This is a genomic window from Saccharomonospora xinjiangensis XJ-54, from assembly GCF_000258175.1.
Taxonomy (GTDB): domain Bacteria; phylum Actinomycetota; class Actinomycetes; order Mycobacteriales; family Pseudonocardiaceae; genus Saccharomonospora; species Saccharomonospora xinjiangensis.
Genome location: NZ_JH636049.1, coordinates 560,845 through 577,743 on the forward strand (window position 1 = coordinate 560,845; position 16,899 = coordinate 577,743).

The window sequence follows — 16,899 nt, forward strand, 5'->3', positions numbered from 1 at the left end:
TCGCCTTTACCTGGGGGTCCGATGGCCGATGGGGAAGCGTCCGCGACCGCACGCGACACGCGTCACGCAGCACCCACCGCAGCTGATGATCCGGCTTCCGCGCAGGCGCCTGCTGCTCCCGAGGTCCAGGCCCATCCCCTCACCTCGGACACCTTTCTCCGGCAGCGTGACCTTGTCCTCGGCCCAGTGCGGGTCTGGACGATGTCGTTCGCGCCCATGGTGTTGTTCAGAACCCGCGACATGATCGCGCGGTCCGACCCGAAGACCTACAACGTCCTGGTGTTGCGCCACGGTACGTTGCGGCGCATCGACTGCACCGCCGACGTGGTGTACCGGCCCGGCGATCTCCACATCATCGATTCGTCGCTGCCTTTCCGGCTCGACGCGGACGACACCAACGTCGTGTCCTGCATCGGTGTCACGGCCCCGAAGGCGATGCTGCCGGTACCGGTTGACCGCATGCGATGACTGGCAGGACGCCGGTTGTCGGCCGGGGACGGCTTGGGCGGCCTGCTGGCAGGCGTGCTGGATCGGATCGTCGCCGACCACAGCTCCTACCGGAGCACCGACTCAGCTCGGCTGGCGACGATTCTGCGGGAGGTGCTCGCGGGACTGTTCGCGCGAGCGCTGGAGGACGAGAAGCAACCCGTGCCCGCCGAGGTCCACCGTAGGACCCTGTTGCTGCGCATGCGGGCGTTCATCGACCAGCACCTTCCCGACCGTCGCCTCGGGCCACGCCTCGTCGCGGAGGCCCACCACGTCTCGACGAGCTACGTCCACCGGCTGTTCGGCGCCGAAGGAACCACGGTGTCGGGCTGGATTCGCGCCAGGAGGCTGGAACGAGCTCGCATGGACCTTGCCGACCCCGCGATGAATACCGTTCCGGTCCACCACATCGCGCTGCGCTAGGGCTTCTCCCACCGCGCGGCGTTCACCAGGGCCTTCCGTGCGGCCTACGGGATTGCGCCCCGAGATTTCCGGCGCGCGTTGCCGCACGAGTGCGCGTGAAGTCGTGCAGCGAGCGTCAAGAAACCGGAGCGGCCATGCCAACGACAACGCCGGCGTCCGAGGCGACCATGGTGCCTCGACAGTGATCCGCACCACGGTGGTGCGGGTGGTGATCGGGAAGGGGCCTGAAGGATGCGCACGATCCGCGTGCTGCTGCCTGCTGTGGCGGCGTTGATTCTGGCGTTGTTGCCCGCGACAGCGTCGGCGGGGCAAGAGTCTCCGGCCGCCGGAGAGGACAGGGTGTCGGTGAACGCGTACGAACTCGACCTCGCCGTCGCCGGAACGCCGCCGTCGAGCGGTCTTGTCTGCAAATCGGTGACCGGGGCATACGCGTGCTTCGAGCACTACGGCGACAAGTGGTGGGTGAAGGACACCGCGACCGACGGCGCCTCCGCGGTCGTCATCTGGGACAACTACCGCAACGGCTCCCTGTACCGCCAGGGCGAATGCCAGAATCGCCTCGGCTCCGGTCAGTGGGGGGTGTGCAACAAGAACTACTACGAGGACAGCACGCTCGACTGGGTCGTGTGCGTCTTCGATGTGTCCGAGGGCAGGCTCATCCGTTGCGGCGGCTGACGGCCTGAGGCTGGGCGGCCCCGGTGGGGCGGGCAGGCAGTCCTGGCCGCCCCACCGGCTCGCCGCGCCGGTCTGAGCAGCGCGGCGTGTCACGCCACGGCGTCGCCCGTATCCGGTGTGCGTTCGGCCCTGGCTTTCCGGGTGATCGGCGGCACAGTTCCCGCCCCGTCCACACGCGACACTGGGCCGGAAGGGCCACGGTCCTGGCGGACGATCATCGATGCTGGGAGACTGGTCGGCGTGCTGTGGCTCGATCTCGAAGGTGCCGTCAACGTCAGGGACGTCGGGGGGATTCCCACCGACGACGGGGAAAAGATCGCGCGGGGCAGGCTGCTCCGCTCCGACAACCTCCAGAACCTCTCCCCCACCGATATCAATTTCCTGGTGGAGAACGTCCGGCTCAGCACGGTGGTGGACCTCCGCTCGCCGGCCGAGGTCACGTCCGAGGGCCCGGCGCCCCTGACCCGGATCGACCGGGTTCTGCACGTCAATCACTCGTTGCTGCCGGAACACGGTTTCGCCGCCACGGCCGAGGCGTTGCTGGTGCGCCGCAAGCGTGAGGAGGAGCGCTACCCTGGCGACCCGTCGTGCGCGCACTACCTCGGCTACGTCGAGCACCGGCCCGACAGCATCGTGGCCGCGCTGCGGGCCGTCAACCGCTCGGCAGGCGCGGCGCTGGTGCATTGCGCGGCAGGCAAGGACCGCACGGGTGTCGTCGTGGCGTTCGCGCTCACCGTCGCCGGTGCGCGCCGCGAGGACATCATCCGGGACTACGCGGCCACGGGCGAACGGCTCGACCGTATTCTCGATCGCCTGCGCCGCTCACCCACTTATGCCGGGAGCATCGACAGCGTCCCCGAAGACCACCATCGCCCACGTGCCGAGACGATGGAGGCGTTCCTGGAGCAGGTGGACAAGCGTCACGGCGGCGTGCTGAGCGTGCTCGGCGGCAACGGATTCACCGACGACGAGTTCGACGCCCTCCACCGCAAGCTGCGCCGCTGACGGTCGCTCCGCACCGAACGACTGCCGGGCTTCGGCAGTCGTGCTCGTCCGGTCACGCACCGCGCCCACCGTCGCACGAAGCGATGCCGGGGCTGCTCTATCCTGCCAGCATGGCCGAGATCAACTCGCCCTTCGGCACGTGGAAGTTCGACGGCGACGTCCTGCGCATTACCCCCGGCTCACACCGCCGCGTCCACAAGCTCCGAAGGACGCTCGGGGAAATGGAGTTGCCGCTCACCGCGGTCGCGGGCGTCTCGTTCGAGCAGGGCCGGAAATCGGGGCGACTGCGTGTGCGACTGAAGGACGGCGCCGACCCGCTCTCGCTGGTGGCACGCGGGAACCTGCCGGACAACGCCGACCCGTATCAACTCACAGTCGAGCCGGGCCAGCAGCAGGCGGCCGAGTACCTGGTGGACGCCGTGCGGTTCACCCCGCGACCGGACGGCGATCCCGTGTCCTTCACGCGTTTCGCGCTGCCCGGCCCCGCCCTGCCGGTGACAGCGTCGGTCAGCGAGGGTGTGGTGTCGTGCGACGGGAACCGGGTCCTCATCGAGTGGGGCTGGCAGGCGGCCGAGGCGAAACGCAAACTCGGCCGCACCGAACTGTCCCTCGACACCGTCGAAGGCGTTGACTGGCGGCCGTCGGCCGGGCTCACCGACGGGCTCCTGCGCCTGCGTCCACGAGGTGTCCCCGTCACGCTGCCTCCCGAGAGCGACCCGCATTGCGTGCGCCTGGTCTGGGGCACGGAGAACGAGTTGCTGACGGTGCTCGTGGCCGCCGCCGTCGCGGCGCGGCTTCCGCACCCGAACGCGCCGACCGAACCCGCGAACGCGCGGCAGGAGTCCACGCCACCCCAAGGCGGGCTCACCGACGTGGACGAGGTCCTGCGGCGCATCCGCGAGCTGGGTGAGCTGCACCGCGACGGTGTTCTCGACGAGACCGAGTTCGCCACGGCCAAGCAGGCGCTGCTGCGCAGGCTGTCGGATTGATGGCCACGCTGGATTACCAGCGCGCTGTTCCTTCTCGCGTTGCCGTGCCGTAGGGCAGGTAGCGGCGGAAGCCGCGCCCTGTGAGGCCGGGAGTCTCGGCGATGAGCCTCGGCACGTCGTCGTCGGCGCTCAACTGTTCCTCCACCACACGCTGATGCGACTCCTCGTCGGCGAATTCGGCCCAGTTGAGCATCTGCGTGCCGTCGAGGGCGACGTGGAAGTGGTTGCCGCCCATGCCGGTGGGATAGGCGGCACCGGTGGTGGCGGGGTGGCGATCCAGCAGCGCATCGACGAAGCGGCGCGCGGTCTCGGCGTCTGCGGTGTCGAACGTGACGACGACGATGATGCCCGGCGTGGTGGGGTCACTCGGCACGGCGCTGCGATAGAGGCCGTGGCGCACCGAACTCGTGGTCTCGGCGGCCTCGTGTTCCGGTGCGCCGTCGAGGGTCTGCTCGCCGGTCCACTGCGAGTACCGCAAAACCGTGATGCCGTCGGCGCCGAGGAGCACGGTGTCCGACACCAGGCCCGCGTGCCAGGGCCGGTCGGCCGTCAGGAGCGCGTCGGCCACCTCGTGCTGCCGCGCGTCGTCCCGCACGGTGATGGTGTCGATGACGGCGACAGCGGCGTCGGCGCGCCGCACGTCCGGGAATACGGGATGGGGCGCGGGACCGCTGGGGGTGGTGTTTGAGGTCATGCGGGAACCGTAAGGGCAGCCGGGTCGGGGACACATCTGTCAACCGACCTGGCCGTCCTCGATTCATGGTGCCGGAAGCACCACGGCGGCGGCACCGCCGCCTCGCCGGTGTGGTTCGGCGACGGCCTGCACCGTGCCGTCCGGCAGGATCTCCACAGCAGCGGCGGCACCGATTTCCTGTGTGGTGGAGAACCGGTGGCCATAGCCCTCCAGCGCCGCACCGTGAGCGCCGCGGAACCCCGCTTCGGCCGACACCGTGACGGTGTTGCGTTGTGTCGCCCTCGGTGCCGCGAGCGCGGTGGGAAGGTCCATGCCGAGATCGATGCGGTTGACGAGCGTCTGCGCCACCGTGGTGATGATCGTGGAGCCTCCCGGGGAGCCGAGCGCGAGCCACGGTTCGCCGTCGCGCAGGACGATCGTCGGCGACATCGAGGAACGCGGTCGCTTGCCCCCCTCGATGCGGTTCGGGTCATCCGGGTCGTACACGTGGCTGAAGTCGGTCAGCTCGTTGTTCAGCAGGAAGCCGCGTCCCGGCACCGTGATGCCGCTGCCGCCCGTCTGCTCGATGGTCAGCGTGTACGCCACGACATTGCCCCATGTGTCCACAACAGACAGATGGGTTGTGGAGAGTCCCTCCTCGCTCTGCCGGTGGGGTACCTCGGTGCCGGTTGCCGAACAGCTGGGGTCGTAATCGCCGTCAGCGGTTCCCGCCGCGACCGGTTTGTCCGCCGCCGATCGTGGGTTCAGCTCGCAGGCGCGTTCGGCGGCGAAGTCGTCGGACAGCAGCTCGCCGACAGGAACCTCGACGAAGGCCGGGTCGCCGAGGTAGCGGGCCCGGTCGGCGTAGGCCAGCGCCGACGCTTCGAGGTAGTGGTGCAGAACCTGCTCGGTGCTCATCGCGGAGGTGTCGAAGCGTTCGAGGATGTTCAGCAGCTCACCGACGGTGGTGCCGCCGCTGGACGGCGGCGCCATACCCACGATCTCGTAGCCCCGGTAGTCGTGGCGCGTGGGTTCGGGGCGTGCGATGGCGTAGGCCGCCATGTCGCCGGTGGTCAGCTGCCCTGGCGGCACCGGGAGGCCGGTGTGCCCGCTGCGTGGTGGGTTCCGCACGGTGTCCGCGATCTCCCCTGCGATCTCTCCCGTGTAGAACCAGCTGGTGCCCTTGCGGCCGAGTTCGGCGTAGGTGCGTGCGAGGTCGTGGTTGCGGAACACCGAGCCCACCTCGGGAGCGTCCCCATCGGGGAGGAACAGCTCGGCGGTCGGTGTGATCGCCGAGAAGCGCTCGGCGTTGTCGAGCGTCTGCTCGCGGAACTCCTCGTCCACCACGAAGCCGCGCCTGGCGAGCCGGGTGGCCGGCCGCAGCGCCTCGGCGAGCGAGTACGTCCCCCACTCCCGCAGCGCGGCCTCCCACGTGGCGGGTGTGCCGGGCACCCCGACGGACACACCGCTGGTGACCATGTCGGGGAAGAACGGGTAGGGCTGCCCCGTCTCGGGGTCGAGGAACGCATCGTGGGGCATGGCGCTCGGCGCGGTCTCCCTGCCGTCGATGGTCCCGACCTCGCCGGTCGCGGCGTCGTAGTGGACGAAGAAGCCACCACCACCGATTCCCGCGCTGTACGGCTCGGTGACCCCCAGCGCGGCGGCGGTCGCGACAGCGGCGTCGGCGGCGGTACCGCCCCGGCGCAGCACCTCGATGCCCACGGCGGTGGCGTCGGGGTCCACCGAGCTGACCGCGCCGCCCGCACCGATCGCGACAGCTCTCTTCTCCGCGATCTTCCCCTCGGTCGCGCCGGGGACCGTCTCCGGTGACCACTGCTCGGTGCCCGCGCTCGCCGGAGCGGCCGTCGTGAGACCGGCGATCATGCCCACCGCTGCCAGACCCGCCAGTGCTCTCGATCGACGTGACCGCGTAATCGCTGGGGACATCGCCACCTCCCGGTGTCGCATGCGGAACTCTCCCAGCATCGTCCACGACGGACCGCCACGCGACCGTGCTCCACCCGGATGAATCCGCTTCCACCGTTCGCGCGGCACCCAGGCACGCGGTCGCCCACGAAAGATCGCGAACGGATAACGATCGGTGCGCCCGCCTCGGCCGGAAAGCACCCGGTGCTGGAGCTTTGGTATAGACCAGTACTCCCCTGCGAAGGAGGGAACAGCGTGCGGACGACAACACACGCAAGGCGTGGACGTGGCGCGGGTTCGATCACGGCGCTGCTCGCGGCCGTGGCCGTCACGGCGGCGTGCTCCGGCGGCGGCTCCGGCGGCGACGGGTTCACCACCGACCTCCAGCTCGGCACCGGCAGCACGGGAGGGGTCTATTACCCGCTGGGGCAGGAGTACGCCGGAATCTTCGCCGACACCATCGAGGTCGAGGGCCTGAACGTCACGGCGGTGGAGACCGGGGCGTCCGTCGAGAACCTCGCCAAGATCGCGCGGGGCGAGCTGCAACTCGCCATCGCCCAGCACAACACCGCACAGGACGCCGTGAACGGTCGTGGGGAGTTCGAGGGCGCGACCGTGGAGAACGTCGGGCTGCTCGGCAAGCTCTACCCCGAGGCCGCGCAGATCATCACCCTGGAGTCCTCCGGCATCGACTCGGTGGCCGACCTTCGCGGCAAGACCGTCGCCATCGGACCGCCCGGCGGCGGCACACGCGAGGCCGCCGAGCAGATCCTCGCCGCCTACGGCCTCGACGAGGGCTCCTACACCGCGCTGGAGGAGGGCTTCGCCGACGCGAAGGCGAAATTGCAGGACGGCAACGCCGACGCCTCCATCGAGATCCTCGGTGTGCCCGCGGCGAGCCTTCAGGAGCTGCACGCGACGACGGGGCAGGTGAAGCTCGTCCCGATCGACGGCCCCGAACTGGACACCGTCGTCGGCAACAGCTCTTTCGAGAAGTACGAGATCCCGGCAGGCACCTACGACTTCCTCGACGAGCCGGTCCCGACCGTCTCCGTGTTCGCCTCGATGTACGCGTCAACCACGCAGGTCAGCGAGGAACTGGGCTACGAGCTCACCAAGGCGATGTACGAGCGGGCCGATTCGCTCACGCTGGCGCAGAAGGAGCTGATCACGTTGGAGGAGGCCACGGTCGGGCAGGGTGACGTGCCGCTGCATCCCGGCGCGCGCAAGTACTTCGCGGAGCACGGGCTGATCGGCTGACCGGCGCGAGGGGAAGGAACACCGCACGATGTCCGACGACACCGCGCCTCCTCAGGCAGCCCCGGCGTCCGGTCCGGGCTCCGAGCAGGACGGCGACGAGCGGCGTGAACAGGCGCTCACGCACGACGACAAGCGGCGTGAGCAGGCGCTCACGCACGACAGGGAGAGCCGCCACCGCACCCGGCTGGGACCGTGGAAGTACCTCGTCGCGGCACTCGGCACGGCACTGACGCTGTTCCAGCTCTACACGGCGTTGTTCGGCACGTTCACCTCGGTGATCCAGGGCGCCGTGCACGTCGGCATGGCGCTGAGCCTCGTGTACCTGCTGTATCCGGCCAGAAGGGCGCAGGCAGGCAGGCCGGGCGTTCCGGTCCACGACGTGGTCCTGTGCGGGCTGGCGCTCGCCGCGAACGGCTACATCGTGCTGGACTACGAGCGGCTGACGACGCGGGCGGTGGTCTTCGGTTTCACGCCGTTCGACGTCGCCGTGGCCACCGTCGCTCTCCTCCTGATCCTGGAGGCCACGCGCCGCTGCGTGGGCCTGCCCATCGTCGTGATCGCGCTGGCCGCGCTCGCCTACGGCTACTACGGGCAGGCCATGCCGGTGTTCTCCCACCCCGGTTTCTCGTTCGACGCGCTGGTCTCCGAGTCCGTCTACAGTTCGACGTCGGTGTTCGGCACACCCGTGCAGGTGTCGTCCACCTTCATCTTCCTGTTCCTGTTCTTCGGGGTCGTCCTCGTCAGGACCAACATCGCGCGGTTCTTCAACGATCTGGCCTTCGGGCTCACCGGCCGCTACACCGGTGGCACGGCGAAGGCCGCGGTGGTGGCCAGCGGGTTGCAGGGCATGGTGTCCGGCAGTTCGGTGGCCAACACGGTGGCGTCGGGGTCGTTCACCATCCCGATGATGAAGCGGGCGGGGTTCCGCCCCCACGTCGCGGGTGCGGTGGAGGCCACCGCCTCCACCGGAGGACAGCTCGTGCCGCCCGTGCTGGGCGCGGCCGTGTTCATCATGGCCGAGTACACCGGCGTCCCCTACAACGAGCTGATCCTGTACGCGGTGATCCCCGCCGCGCTGTACTACCTCGGCGTGTTCAGCGGCGTGCACTTCGAGGCTCTGCGCACGGGTGTGCGCGGCGCGCCGAAGGAGGCGCTGCCCCGCCTTCGCGGCCTGCTCGGCCGTTGCTACCTGCTCGCACCGGTGGTGGTCATCATCGGCCTGCTCATGGCAGGCCGCTCCCCGGCGAGCGCCGCCTTGTTCGGCATCCTCACCGCGCTGCTGGTCAGTGTCTTCCGCGCCGACACCCGGCTGTCGCCCGTGGCGTTCGCGCGGCTGTTCGAGGCAGGTGCGCGTGCGGCACTGCCGGTGATCGCGGCTTGCGCGAGCGCGGGCATCATCGCGGGCACCGTCACGCGCACCGGCCTGGGCGGCAAGCTCGCCGGTGGCATCGTCGAGTTGTCGGGCGGCCTCTTCGCGCTCGTGCTCGTGCTCACGATGGTGGCGTGCCTGCTGCTGGGCATGGGCTTACCCACGACCGCGAACTACGTGGTCACGGCCACGGTGGCCGCGCCCGTCCTCGTGCAGCTGGGCGTGCCGACCGTGGCCGCGCACTTCTTCGTCTTTTACTTCGGCATCGTCGCCGACATCACGCCGCCGGTGTGCCTCGCCGCGTACGCGGGAGCCGGTCTCGCGGGCGCGAACCCGATGCGCACAGGGCTGACCGCGTTCAAGCTCGCGGTGCCCGCGTTCCTCGTGCCGTACGTGTTCGTGCTCGAACCCCAGTTGCTGTTGCAGGACCCGACCGTCGCCGGGTTCACCGTCACGCTGCTCACCGCCGTCGTGGGCATCATCGCGGTGGCGGCGGGGCTCGTCGGCTTCGCGCAGGACGACGGCACGCTGCCGCGCGCGGCACTGGTCGCGGGCGGGCTCGCGGCCATCCACCCCGGCCCGTGGGTGTCGCTCGCAGGGCTCGCCGTGATCGCCGCCGTCGTCGTGACACGCCGCTTCCGGCGTGGCGGGAACGGAAGCCCTCTGGAGGGTGTCACCGGATGAACGGGCCTCGTCCCCGCCTTGACACACTGACGGCCGACGAGGTCCCCGGCGTGTTCACGCGCGCGGCGCAGGGCATGTTCCCCGACCCCGACTCGTCGGTGCGCGTGGCGCCGCTGTGCGGACCCGCCGCCGCGGTGGTGGCCTTCACCGGATGCTTCCTGGTGTCCGCGCCTGTGGAGCGCGCATGGTGGGAGCGCACCCTCGCCGGAGCGGGCAGCGCCGATCCCCTGCATCCCCGGGTGCTGCTGGCCCTCGCCGACCACCTCGGCACCACCGTGGGGGAGAACGACGCGGTGCTGGTGGCACCGCCCTCCCCCGCCGTGTCGCTCGCGCCGCCGGTGCGGCTGTTGCCGTTCGACGACGGGCATCCACGGGTGGAGCTGGCCCGCCGGTTCCGTGACGACGTGCGGGCGTGGACCACCGTGGAGGGCGACGGGCTGCTGGTGCTGGGCCGTGGCCTCGGCGGGCGGTGGGAGATGAGCATGGACGTGGTCCCTCACTCCAGGGCCCGCGGCCTCGGCAGGGCGCTCGCGTCCGCGGCGCGAGCAGGCGTCCCCAGGGGAGAACCCGTGTTCGCGCAGGTCACCCCGGGCAACGCGGCGTCGCTGCGAGCCCTGCTCGCGGCGGGCTACCGCCCGATCGGTCAGGAGGTGCTGTTCCCCCTGCGCCCGCAGCGCTGACTCCGGCTCACGCTCACCACTGCTCGGCCCACGCCTCAAGCCGGTCGGCCAGGTCGCGCACCTCGGCGATGATGTCCGCCACCGGCCGTCGCGCCGACGGCGCCCAGCTCTGCGCGATCCGCGTCAGCCTGACATCCTCGCGGGGTTCGTGTTCGTGCTCCGGGTACATCATCGCCTCGCGAGGACCGAACCCGGCCGCGAGCAACCAGAGATAGCCGTCCAAATCCGGTGCGATCACACCGGTCTCACCCTCGGATCCCAGGAACGCCACGGGCTGCCGGGTGAGCGGTTCACCGTCGCGCACGAACCAGAACGCCGCCACCCCACCGGTCCCGTCCTGCCCGAAGATGCGGAAGGCAGCTGCGTCCGGGGCCGGATCACCCGTCCAGTCCCGCAACCACCGCACCGTCTCCTCCGGGGTGAGAAACCGAGGGTACGGCTCGAAGTCCACCCCGTCACCGCCCCGGAAGTCGAAACCGAGCCGGTGCGCCTCGGCCAGTGCGGGAGGAAGTGTCACGGCGTCGTCGTTCATGACGGAAAGCTACCCCAGTGGCGGTGTTCCCTCCGGGGGAGCGCGGTGTCCCGTGGCCTGTTCGTAGGCGTAGGCGTAGCCGAGCAGCTCCGGTTCCGAGAAGGGCGCTCCCAGCAGCTCCACCCCCACCGGCAGACCGTCGGAGGTGAACCCGGCCGGCACGCTCACGGCGGGGAAACCGCTGAAAGCCGCGAGCCGGCAATTGCGGTACGACTGCCGGACCCCAATCGGAGTCGGCGGCTCGCTGATGGCCGGGTAGACCAGTGCGTCGAGGTCGTTGGCGGCCAGCAGGCCGGACAGCATCTCCCGCAGCAGATCGCGCCTGCGCAGCACCTCGTCGTACTCCGGGTTGGGCAGCGCCGGACTGTTCACCCACGCCCGCAGGGTGTCCAGCACGCTCGGGGTCACCTCACCGGAGGCGACGATGTCGGCGAGCGTGAGTTCGTCCCGGGGTTCGGCGAGGTGGGCGAGCCTGCCCGGCCTGCCCCGCGCGGAGCCGGCGAGATAGGCGTTGAGGTCGCGCTCGAATTCGTGCCGCACCCGATTGGCCCTGTCGGCGGTGTCCATGAGTTCCGGTCGCGGTCCCAGCTCCACCACCTCCGCCCCGAGCGCCTCCATGTCGGCGACGGCCGCGCGGACGAGCGCGGTGGTGTCGGCTTCCCTGCCCTCGGCGCCGAAGTAGTCGGTGACGATCCCCAGCCGAGCACCCTCCAGCGCGTCGCGCCGGAGCGCGCCGGTGTAGGAGCCGGGCACCGCGCCGACGGCCGCCTCGGTGACCGGATCGGCCGGATCGTAGCCCACCGTGGCGTCGAGCAGCAGCGCGGCGTCCTCCACCGACGTGGTGAGCGGCCCCACGGTGTCCTGCGTGCCCGCCAGCGGGGCGACACCGTCGCGACTGGACAGTCCAAGCGTGGGTCGCACGCCGACGAGGTTGTTGTGCGCGGCCGGGATGCGCACCGATCCGCACGTGTCCGTGCCGAGACCCGCGGGAGCGAACGACGCGGCCACAGCCGCCGCCGTTCCGCCGCTCGACCCCCCGGGATGACGGCCCGGATCGTACGGGTTACGGGTCTGCCCGCCCAGTGAGGAGGTCGTGTAGATGCTCATGGCGTACTCGTGCAGGTTGGTCTTGGCGAGCACGATCGCGCCTGCCTCCCGCAGGCGGGCCACCTGCGTGGCGTCGTCGGGCGGGCGCAGTCCGCGCAGCGCCAGCGAACCGCTCGTCGTGGGCAGGCCCGCGGTGTCGATGTTGTCCTTCACCACGACGGGGATGCCGTGCAATGGCCCTCTCACGTGGCCTTGTGCACGCTCGGCGTCCAGTCGCCTCGCCTGCGCCACCGCGGAGGGGTCGATCGTGAGCACAGCCCGTAATCCGGGACGGCCATCGCGGTCACGGTCGTAGGCGTCGATACGGCGAAGGTAGGCCTCGACCAGCTGCACCGAGGTCACGGCTCCGTCGTCGAGCATGGCGCGCAGGTCGGAGACGGTACGGCCGGCCACCTCGGGCGCGGGCTCGGCCGCGCCCGCGCCGACAGGGGTGACCGTCGCCGACAGAGCGGCGGTGACGGCGGAAACCAGCGCGAGGAAACCGGCGAATCCGAGTCGCACGAACCCCCCTTGGCATCGACGACGGCGTCGAGGTGATCGACTCACAGCTACCGCCAGGCCCGCACGATGTCCAGACCAGTGAGGACAAAGACTCCGTTCGGCCCAGCCGGGTGCGGCCTGCGGCACCGGCCCCAGCCACGACAGGGTCTTCCCCTCGACGGTAGGTTGCGTCACCATCTCGGGGCAGGCCCGCGAAGCCGCCGACGTTTCGGCTGGCCTCGCAGGGGCAGGCTGAAAGACACCCCTCATCGGCACGACAACGATTCGGACACGATGCCATGCACGCAGAGCACCGTGAGCAATGGGGAACCCGCGCGGGGTTCCTCATGGCCGCCATCGGCTCGGCCATCGGCCTTGGCAACATCTGGCGGTTCCCCTACATCGCCTACGAGAACGGCGGCGGCGCATTTCTGGTTCCCTACCTCGCCGCACTTCTCACAGCGGGTATCCCGTTGCTCATCATGGAGTACTCACTCGGGCACAAGTACCGGGGAACGCCGCCGACGGCGTTTCTGAGGCTCTCCAAACCCGCGCAGGTCATCGGGTGGTGGCAGGTCCTCATCTGCTTCGTCATCGCGGCCTACTACGCCGTCATCATCGCGTGGTCGGTCATGTACACGGGGTACTCGTTCACCGAGGCGTGGGGCGACGATCCCGAGACGTTCCTGTTCTCCGACGTCCTCAACGCCGCCGACGCACCGACGATGGACACCTCGTTCGTCGGCACCATCCTGCTGCCACTCATCGCCGTGTGGCTCATCACCCTCGGTGTGCTCGCCGCAGGTGTGCGTAAGGGGATCGAGCGCGCGAACAAGATCTTCATCCCGCTGCTGCTGATGATGTTCGTGGCGCTGGTGATCAGGGCGATCACCCTGCCCGGCGCCGCCGACGGGCTCAACGCCTTCTTCCAGCCCGACTGGTCGGCCATCACCGACGGAAGCGTGTGGGTCGCGGCTTACGGGCAGATCTTCTTCTCGCTCTCCATCGGCTTCGGCATCATGATCACCTACTCGTCGTACCTGCGGCGCCGGTCCGACCTCAGCGGGTCGGCCATGGTGGCGGGCTTCGCCAACAGCTCGTTCGAACTGCTCGCGGGCATCGGCGTCTTCGCGACGATCGGCTTCATGGCCGCGAACGCCGGTATCCCCGTGGGTGAACTCGCCACGAGCGGCATCGGCCTCGCCTTCGTGGCGTTCCCGCAGATCATCTCCAACATGCCTGCGGGCGAGCTGTTCGGTGTTCTGTTCTTCGCCTCGCTCACCATCGCCGGGCTGACCTCCATGATCAGCATCGTTCAGGTCATCGTGGGTTCCGTCGCCGACCGCACCGGCCTGCGGCGCATCCCCGCCGTGCTGATCGTCGGTGGCTTCACCGCGCTCGTCTCGATCCTGCTGTTCCCCACCACCGGCGGCCTCTACCTGCTCGACGTCGTCGATCACTTCATCAACCAGTACGGCATCGTGGTCGCGGCTCTGGTCTCGGTGATCGTCGTCGCGTGGGTGCTGCGCCAGCTCAAACCCCTTGAGCAGCACGCCAACGCGACGTCCGCGATCAGGCTCGGCCTGCTGTGGCGGATCACCCTCGGTGTGATCACCCCGCTCGTACTCGGCTGGATGATGTGGGACAGCCTCCAGACGGAGCTGTCGGAGAACTACGGCGACTACGAGGGCTCCTTCCTGCTGGGCGCGGGCTGGGGCGTCGCGCTGGGTGCACTGGTGCTCGGCGTGATCCTGTCGATCGTGCCGTGGAAGCGTGGCGGGAAGACCGCCGAAGAGGAGGTGCAAGGCTGATGTCAACGAGCGCCATCGTGATGCTCATCGTCTCCATCGGACTCGTGTGGGGTGGGCTGGCATTGGCGATCCTGCGCCTGCGCAAGCACCCGGAACAGCCGGAGGAGGAAGCCTAGGACACACGGCGTCAGCGCACGGCCTCGAAGAAGGTCGTGACGTCGTCGGCGAACAGGGCGGGCACTTCCATCGCGGCGAAGTGCCCGCCTCTGTCGTACTCGGCCCAGTGCACGATGTTGAGGCGGCGCTGCGCGATCGGCCGGGCCGGCAGATTCAGGTCGTGCGCGAAGACAGCCACTCCGACCGGAGTACCGGACGTGCCGGTGAGCGGCCCCGACTCCCGGTACAGCCGCGCCGACGACGCCGCCGTTCGTGTCACCCAGTAGATCATCACGTCGGTGAGAATCCGGTCGTCGGCGACCACCGAACGCGGGTCTGTCCACTCGTCGAACCGCGAGGCGATCCACGCGAGTTGCCCCACGGGCGAGTCGGTCAGCCCGAAGGCGAGAGTCTGCGGCATCTGCGCCTGCACGAGCTGGTAGGCGGGCCGGTTCGCGGCGAAGGCGTTCGTGTGCTCGACCCGCGCCCGCTCGGCGGGGGACAGCTCGCGCAGCTCCGCCTCAAGAGCGGGGGTCGGAAGGTAGTTGAGGTGCACGCCGACCACCGCCTCCGGCGCCGCCTGCGCCACGAGCCGGGAGATCGCCGCGCCCCAGTCGCCGCCCTGCACGCCGTAGCGGCGGTAGCCGAGCCTGGCCATCAGCTCCGCCCACGCCGTCGCCACCCTGGTCGTGTCCCAGCCTCGCCGGGTCGTGGGGCCGGAGAAGCCGAACCCGGGGATCGACGGGACGACGACGTGGAACCGGCGAGTCAGCAACGGCAGCACGTCGAGGAACTCCACCACCGAGCCCGGCCAGCCGTGAGTCAGCAGCAGCGGCAACGCGTCCCGCGCCGACGAACGGGCGTGGAGAAAATGCACCCGCTGCCCCTCGATCTCCGTGACGTACTGGGGAATGGCGTTGAGTTCCCGCTCGCAGGCCCTCCAGTCGTAGCCGGTGAGCCAGTGCTCGGCCAGCTGGCGAACCCTGGCCAGCGGAATGCCGTAGTCGTGTCCCGCGCCGGGAAGTTCGTCCGGCCAGCGCGTCGCGTCCAGTCGCGTCCGGAGGTCGTCGAGTACCTCGTCGTCGATGTGGACGCGGAAAGGTTCGATCATGTCAGATCCCTTGTTCGTTAGTGCGACTAACGTTAGTCGCACTAACGAACAAGGGTCAAGGGAACAGGCACCCCGCCAGCTAGACTCGGCGGCATGGCGACGCCTCCCGTCCCCTCCCACATGGTCGAGCTGCCCAGCTGGCTGCTCAGCCAATCGGCGCTGCACGCCCATCGGCTGGTGAGCGAGGGGCTGGGCGAGATCGGCGCGCGGGCCTACCACTACCGGTTGCTGGCGGCCCTGGCGGAGGAAGGGCCCGCCAGCCAGAACACGCTGGGCCGCCGCTGCGGAATCCACGCCAGCGACCTCGTCGCCACCATCAACGAACTCGAGGACGGCGGCTACGTCCGCCGTGATCCCGATCCCGCAGACCGGCGTCGCAACGTCGTCACCCTCACCACGGAGGGGCGGCGCCGCCTTCGCCGCCTCGACACCACGGTGCGCCGCATTCAGGACCGCGTGCTCGCGCCCCTGTCGGCGGAGGAACGCAGCCTGCTCAGCAGGCTACTTCGCGTTCTGATCGACCATCACGGCAACCACCCCGGCTCCACACGGGAGTAACCGCGCCCCTCGCGTCCAGATCGGACCGGCACGCCGACAGCGCCGAGACGTTCAGACCAGGCCGACGAAGCCGGTTTCCCGGACAGCCGTGTCCGCACCTTACGTACGGGTCTTGGTACTTCCTGCACGCGTGTCCGCACCTTACGAACAGGTCTTGGCAGTTCAGGTTCAGGGTCTTCTCACGCTGCGCACCGATCTCAAACCCCTGCGCCGGTGGGGCGTACAACAAGTGCGGACACCCGTACAGGAGGTGCCAAAGCCCGTGCAGGAAGTGCGGACACGGCGGCGGGGTTTCGAGTTGGCCGCCGCGCGTCGCGAGTCAGCTTGCTTTGGCCGCGACGGTCGTCTTCGTCCTGGCCACCACGGTTGCCCCCGCACCGGCTGCGGGAGTCGTCGCCGCTGCCCGGACTGCGGGCACCCCTGCCCTTGGCCTGGCTGCGGGAAGGTCCGAACCCGTGGGAAGGTCCGAACCCGCGAGGCCAGGGGTCCTGGCCATCCAGCGCAGTCCGCGCCGCACCTCCGCGGCAGGGAACAGCGGCGGCTCCGCCTTCCCCGGCGAGTCCCCGCGCAGCAGCGCTGCGGCGAAGGCCGCCACCGCCTCGGGTTTGGGCAGCGGGTCGTCGCCGAGGTAGCTCACGACGATGAGGTCCTCGCCGCAGCCGGTTTCGAGCGCCCCCGCCCAGCCCCGCTCCTCGTCCCACAGCAGCGCGACATCACGGTGGGGAAACTCGGGAAAGTGCCCGTCCACCGCGAGGTACAGGCTCAGCGGCTCCGACTGCACGAACGAGGAATCACCGCTGTATCCCAGGGTTTCCACGACATTGCGAACGTAGTTCCGCAGGCCTCTCACGACAGGATCCGCGGATCCCAGTTCCCATTCCATGGACACTCCGACCATTCACACACATCCGCCCGGTGCTCACCGGGCCACTGCGGACATACCCGGCCCGCACATCACCCAAACGTGGAGCAGCGGGCCGCCCCCTCACGCACAACCCGGTCGGCGGCACCGTTCGTCGCGGAGCACACACCGT

The 16,899-nt window shown here is 69.7% G+C and carries 17 protein-coding genes; 11 read left to right on the top strand and 6 right to left on the bottom strand.

Annotation, left to right across the window (positions count from 1 at the left end):
• The first annotated feature begins 216 nt into the window (after positions 1-216).
• The 5 genes from SACXIDRAFT_RS23870 to SACXIDRAFT_RS02120 all read left to right on the top strand — a co-directional run bounded on the left by SACXIDRAFT_RS23870 (position 217) and on the right by SACXIDRAFT_RS02120 (position 3,578).
• A complete protein-coding gene (locus SACXIDRAFT_RS23870) occupies positions 217-468 on the top strand; it encodes a hypothetical protein (RefSeq protein WP_232285225.1) in 252 nt (83 codons plus the stop codon).
• 15 nt (positions 469-483) lie between these two features.
• The gene (locus SACXIDRAFT_RS23875; RefSeq protein ID WP_232285226.1) at positions 484-909 is read left to right on the top strand and encodes a helix-turn-helix transcriptional regulator; all 426 of its coding nucleotides are present in this window, start codon (positions 484-486) and stop codon (positions 907-909) included.
• Positions 910-1,140: 231 nt separating this feature from the next.
• Positions 1,141-1,584, top strand: coding sequence for a hypothetical protein (locus SACXIDRAFT_RS02110; protein ID WP_006236809.1), 444 nt, complete (start codon positions 1,141-1,143; stop codon positions 1,582-1,584).
• A gap of 240 nt (positions 1,585-1,824) precedes the next feature.
• Positions 1,825-2,589 (top strand): tyrosine-protein phosphatase, encoded by a 765-nt coding sequence (locus SACXIDRAFT_RS02115; protein WP_006236810.1) that lies wholly within the window; start codon positions 1,825-1,827, stop codon positions 2,587-2,589.
• Between the two features lie 110 nt (positions 2,590-2,699).
• Positions 2,700-3,578, top strand: coding sequence for a DUF4429 domain-containing protein (locus SACXIDRAFT_RS02120; RefSeq protein WP_040922398.1), 879 nt, complete (start codon positions 2,700-2,702; stop codon positions 3,576-3,578).
• Positions 3,579-3,591: 13 nt separating this feature from the next.
• Here the strand turns inward: SACXIDRAFT_RS02120 and SACXIDRAFT_RS02125 are convergent, their stop codons facing one another.
• Positions 3,592-4,272: a hypothetical protein gene (locus SACXIDRAFT_RS02125; RefSeq protein ID WP_006236812.1), complete on the bottom strand. Its 681-nt coding sequence runs from the start codon at positions 4,270-4,272 to the stop codon at positions 3,592-3,594.
• 63 nt (positions 4,273-4,335) lie between these two features.
• The gene (ggt, locus tag SACXIDRAFT_RS02130; protein WP_006236813.1) at positions 4,336-6,198 is read right to left on the bottom strand and encodes a gamma-glutamyltransferase; all 1,863 of its coding nucleotides are present in this window, start codon (positions 6,196-6,198) and stop codon (positions 4,336-4,338) included.
• A gap of 234 nt (positions 6,199-6,432) precedes the next feature.
• Here ggt and SACXIDRAFT_RS02135 point away from each other — a divergent pair, with 234 nt between their 5' ends.
• Genes SACXIDRAFT_RS02135 through SACXIDRAFT_RS02145 form a run of 3 tightly spaced genes read left to right on the top strand, consistent with a single transcriptional unit; the run spans position 6,433 to position 10,170 of the window.
• Positions 6,433-7,437: a TAXI family TRAP transporter solute-binding subunit gene (locus SACXIDRAFT_RS02135; protein ID WP_006236814.1), complete on the top strand. Its 1,005-nt coding sequence runs from the start codon at positions 6,433-6,435 to the stop codon at positions 7,435-7,437.
• Positions 7,438-7,465: 28 nt separating this feature from the next.
• Positions 7,466-9,490, top strand: coding sequence for a TRAP transporter permease (locus tag SACXIDRAFT_RS02140; RefSeq protein WP_006236815.1), 2,025 nt, complete (start codon positions 7,466-7,468; stop codon positions 9,488-9,490).
• Positions 9,487-10,170 (top strand): hypothetical protein, encoded by a 684-nt coding sequence (locus tag SACXIDRAFT_RS02145; RefSeq protein WP_006236816.1) that lies wholly within the window; start codon positions 9,487-9,489, stop codon positions 10,168-10,170. Before SACXIDRAFT_RS02140 ends, SACXIDRAFT_RS02145 begins: the two co-directional genes overlap by 4 nt.
• Before the next feature lie 13 nt (positions 10,171-10,183).
• Here SACXIDRAFT_RS02145 and SACXIDRAFT_RS02150 read toward each other — a convergent pair whose 3' ends face one another.
• Positions 10,184-10,702 carry a hypothetical protein gene (locus tag SACXIDRAFT_RS02150; RefSeq protein ID WP_006236817.1) on the bottom strand — a complete coding sequence of 173 codons (519 nt, stop codon included), beginning with the start codon at positions 10,700-10,702 and terminating at the stop codon, positions 10,184-10,186.
• A gap of 9 nt (positions 10,703-10,711) precedes the next feature.
• Positions 10,712-12,310, bottom strand: coding sequence for an amidase (locus SACXIDRAFT_RS02155; RefSeq protein ID WP_006236818.1), 1,599 nt, complete (start codon positions 12,308-12,310; stop codon positions 10,712-10,714).
• A gap of 278 nt (positions 12,311-12,588) precedes the next feature.
• Between SACXIDRAFT_RS02155 and SACXIDRAFT_RS02160 the strand changes: the two genes are divergently transcribed.
• Both SACXIDRAFT_RS02160 and SACXIDRAFT_RS22170 read left to right on the top strand, forming a co-directional pair.
• Positions 12,589-14,100, top strand: coding sequence for a sodium-dependent transporter (locus tag SACXIDRAFT_RS02160; protein WP_006236819.1), 1,512 nt, complete (start codon positions 12,589-12,591; stop codon positions 14,098-14,100).
• A complete protein-coding gene (locus SACXIDRAFT_RS22170; protein WP_006236820.1) occupies positions 14,100-14,216 on the top strand; it encodes a methionine/alanine import family NSS transporter small subunit in 117 nt (38 codons plus the stop codon). Before SACXIDRAFT_RS02160 ends, SACXIDRAFT_RS22170 begins: the two co-directional genes overlap by 1 nt.
• An 11-nt stretch (positions 14,217-14,227) precedes the next feature.
• Here SACXIDRAFT_RS22170 and SACXIDRAFT_RS02165 read toward each other — a convergent pair whose 3' ends face one another.
• Positions 14,228-15,307, bottom strand: coding sequence for an epoxide hydrolase family protein (locus tag SACXIDRAFT_RS02165; protein WP_006236821.1), 1,080 nt, complete (start codon positions 15,305-15,307; stop codon positions 14,228-14,230).
• A gap of 93 nt (positions 15,308-15,400) precedes the next feature.
• Here SACXIDRAFT_RS02165 and SACXIDRAFT_RS02170 point away from each other — a divergent pair, with 93 nt between their 5' ends.
• The gene (locus SACXIDRAFT_RS02170) at positions 15,401-15,865 is read left to right on the top strand and encodes a MarR family winged helix-turn-helix transcriptional regulator (RefSeq protein ID WP_006236822.1); all 465 of its coding nucleotides are present in this window, start codon (positions 15,401-15,403) and stop codon (positions 15,863-15,865) included.
• A 319-nt stretch (positions 15,866-16,184) separates the two neighbouring features.
• On the opposite strand, the gene SACXIDRAFT_RS02175 is transcribed toward SACXIDRAFT_RS02170, so the two are convergent.
• Positions 16,185-16,763: a DUF6292 family protein gene (locus SACXIDRAFT_RS02175; protein ID WP_408640371.1), complete on the bottom strand. Its 579-nt coding sequence runs from the start codon at positions 16,761-16,763 to the stop codon at positions 16,185-16,187.
• Between the last annotated feature and the right edge of the window lie 136 nt (positions 16,764-16,899).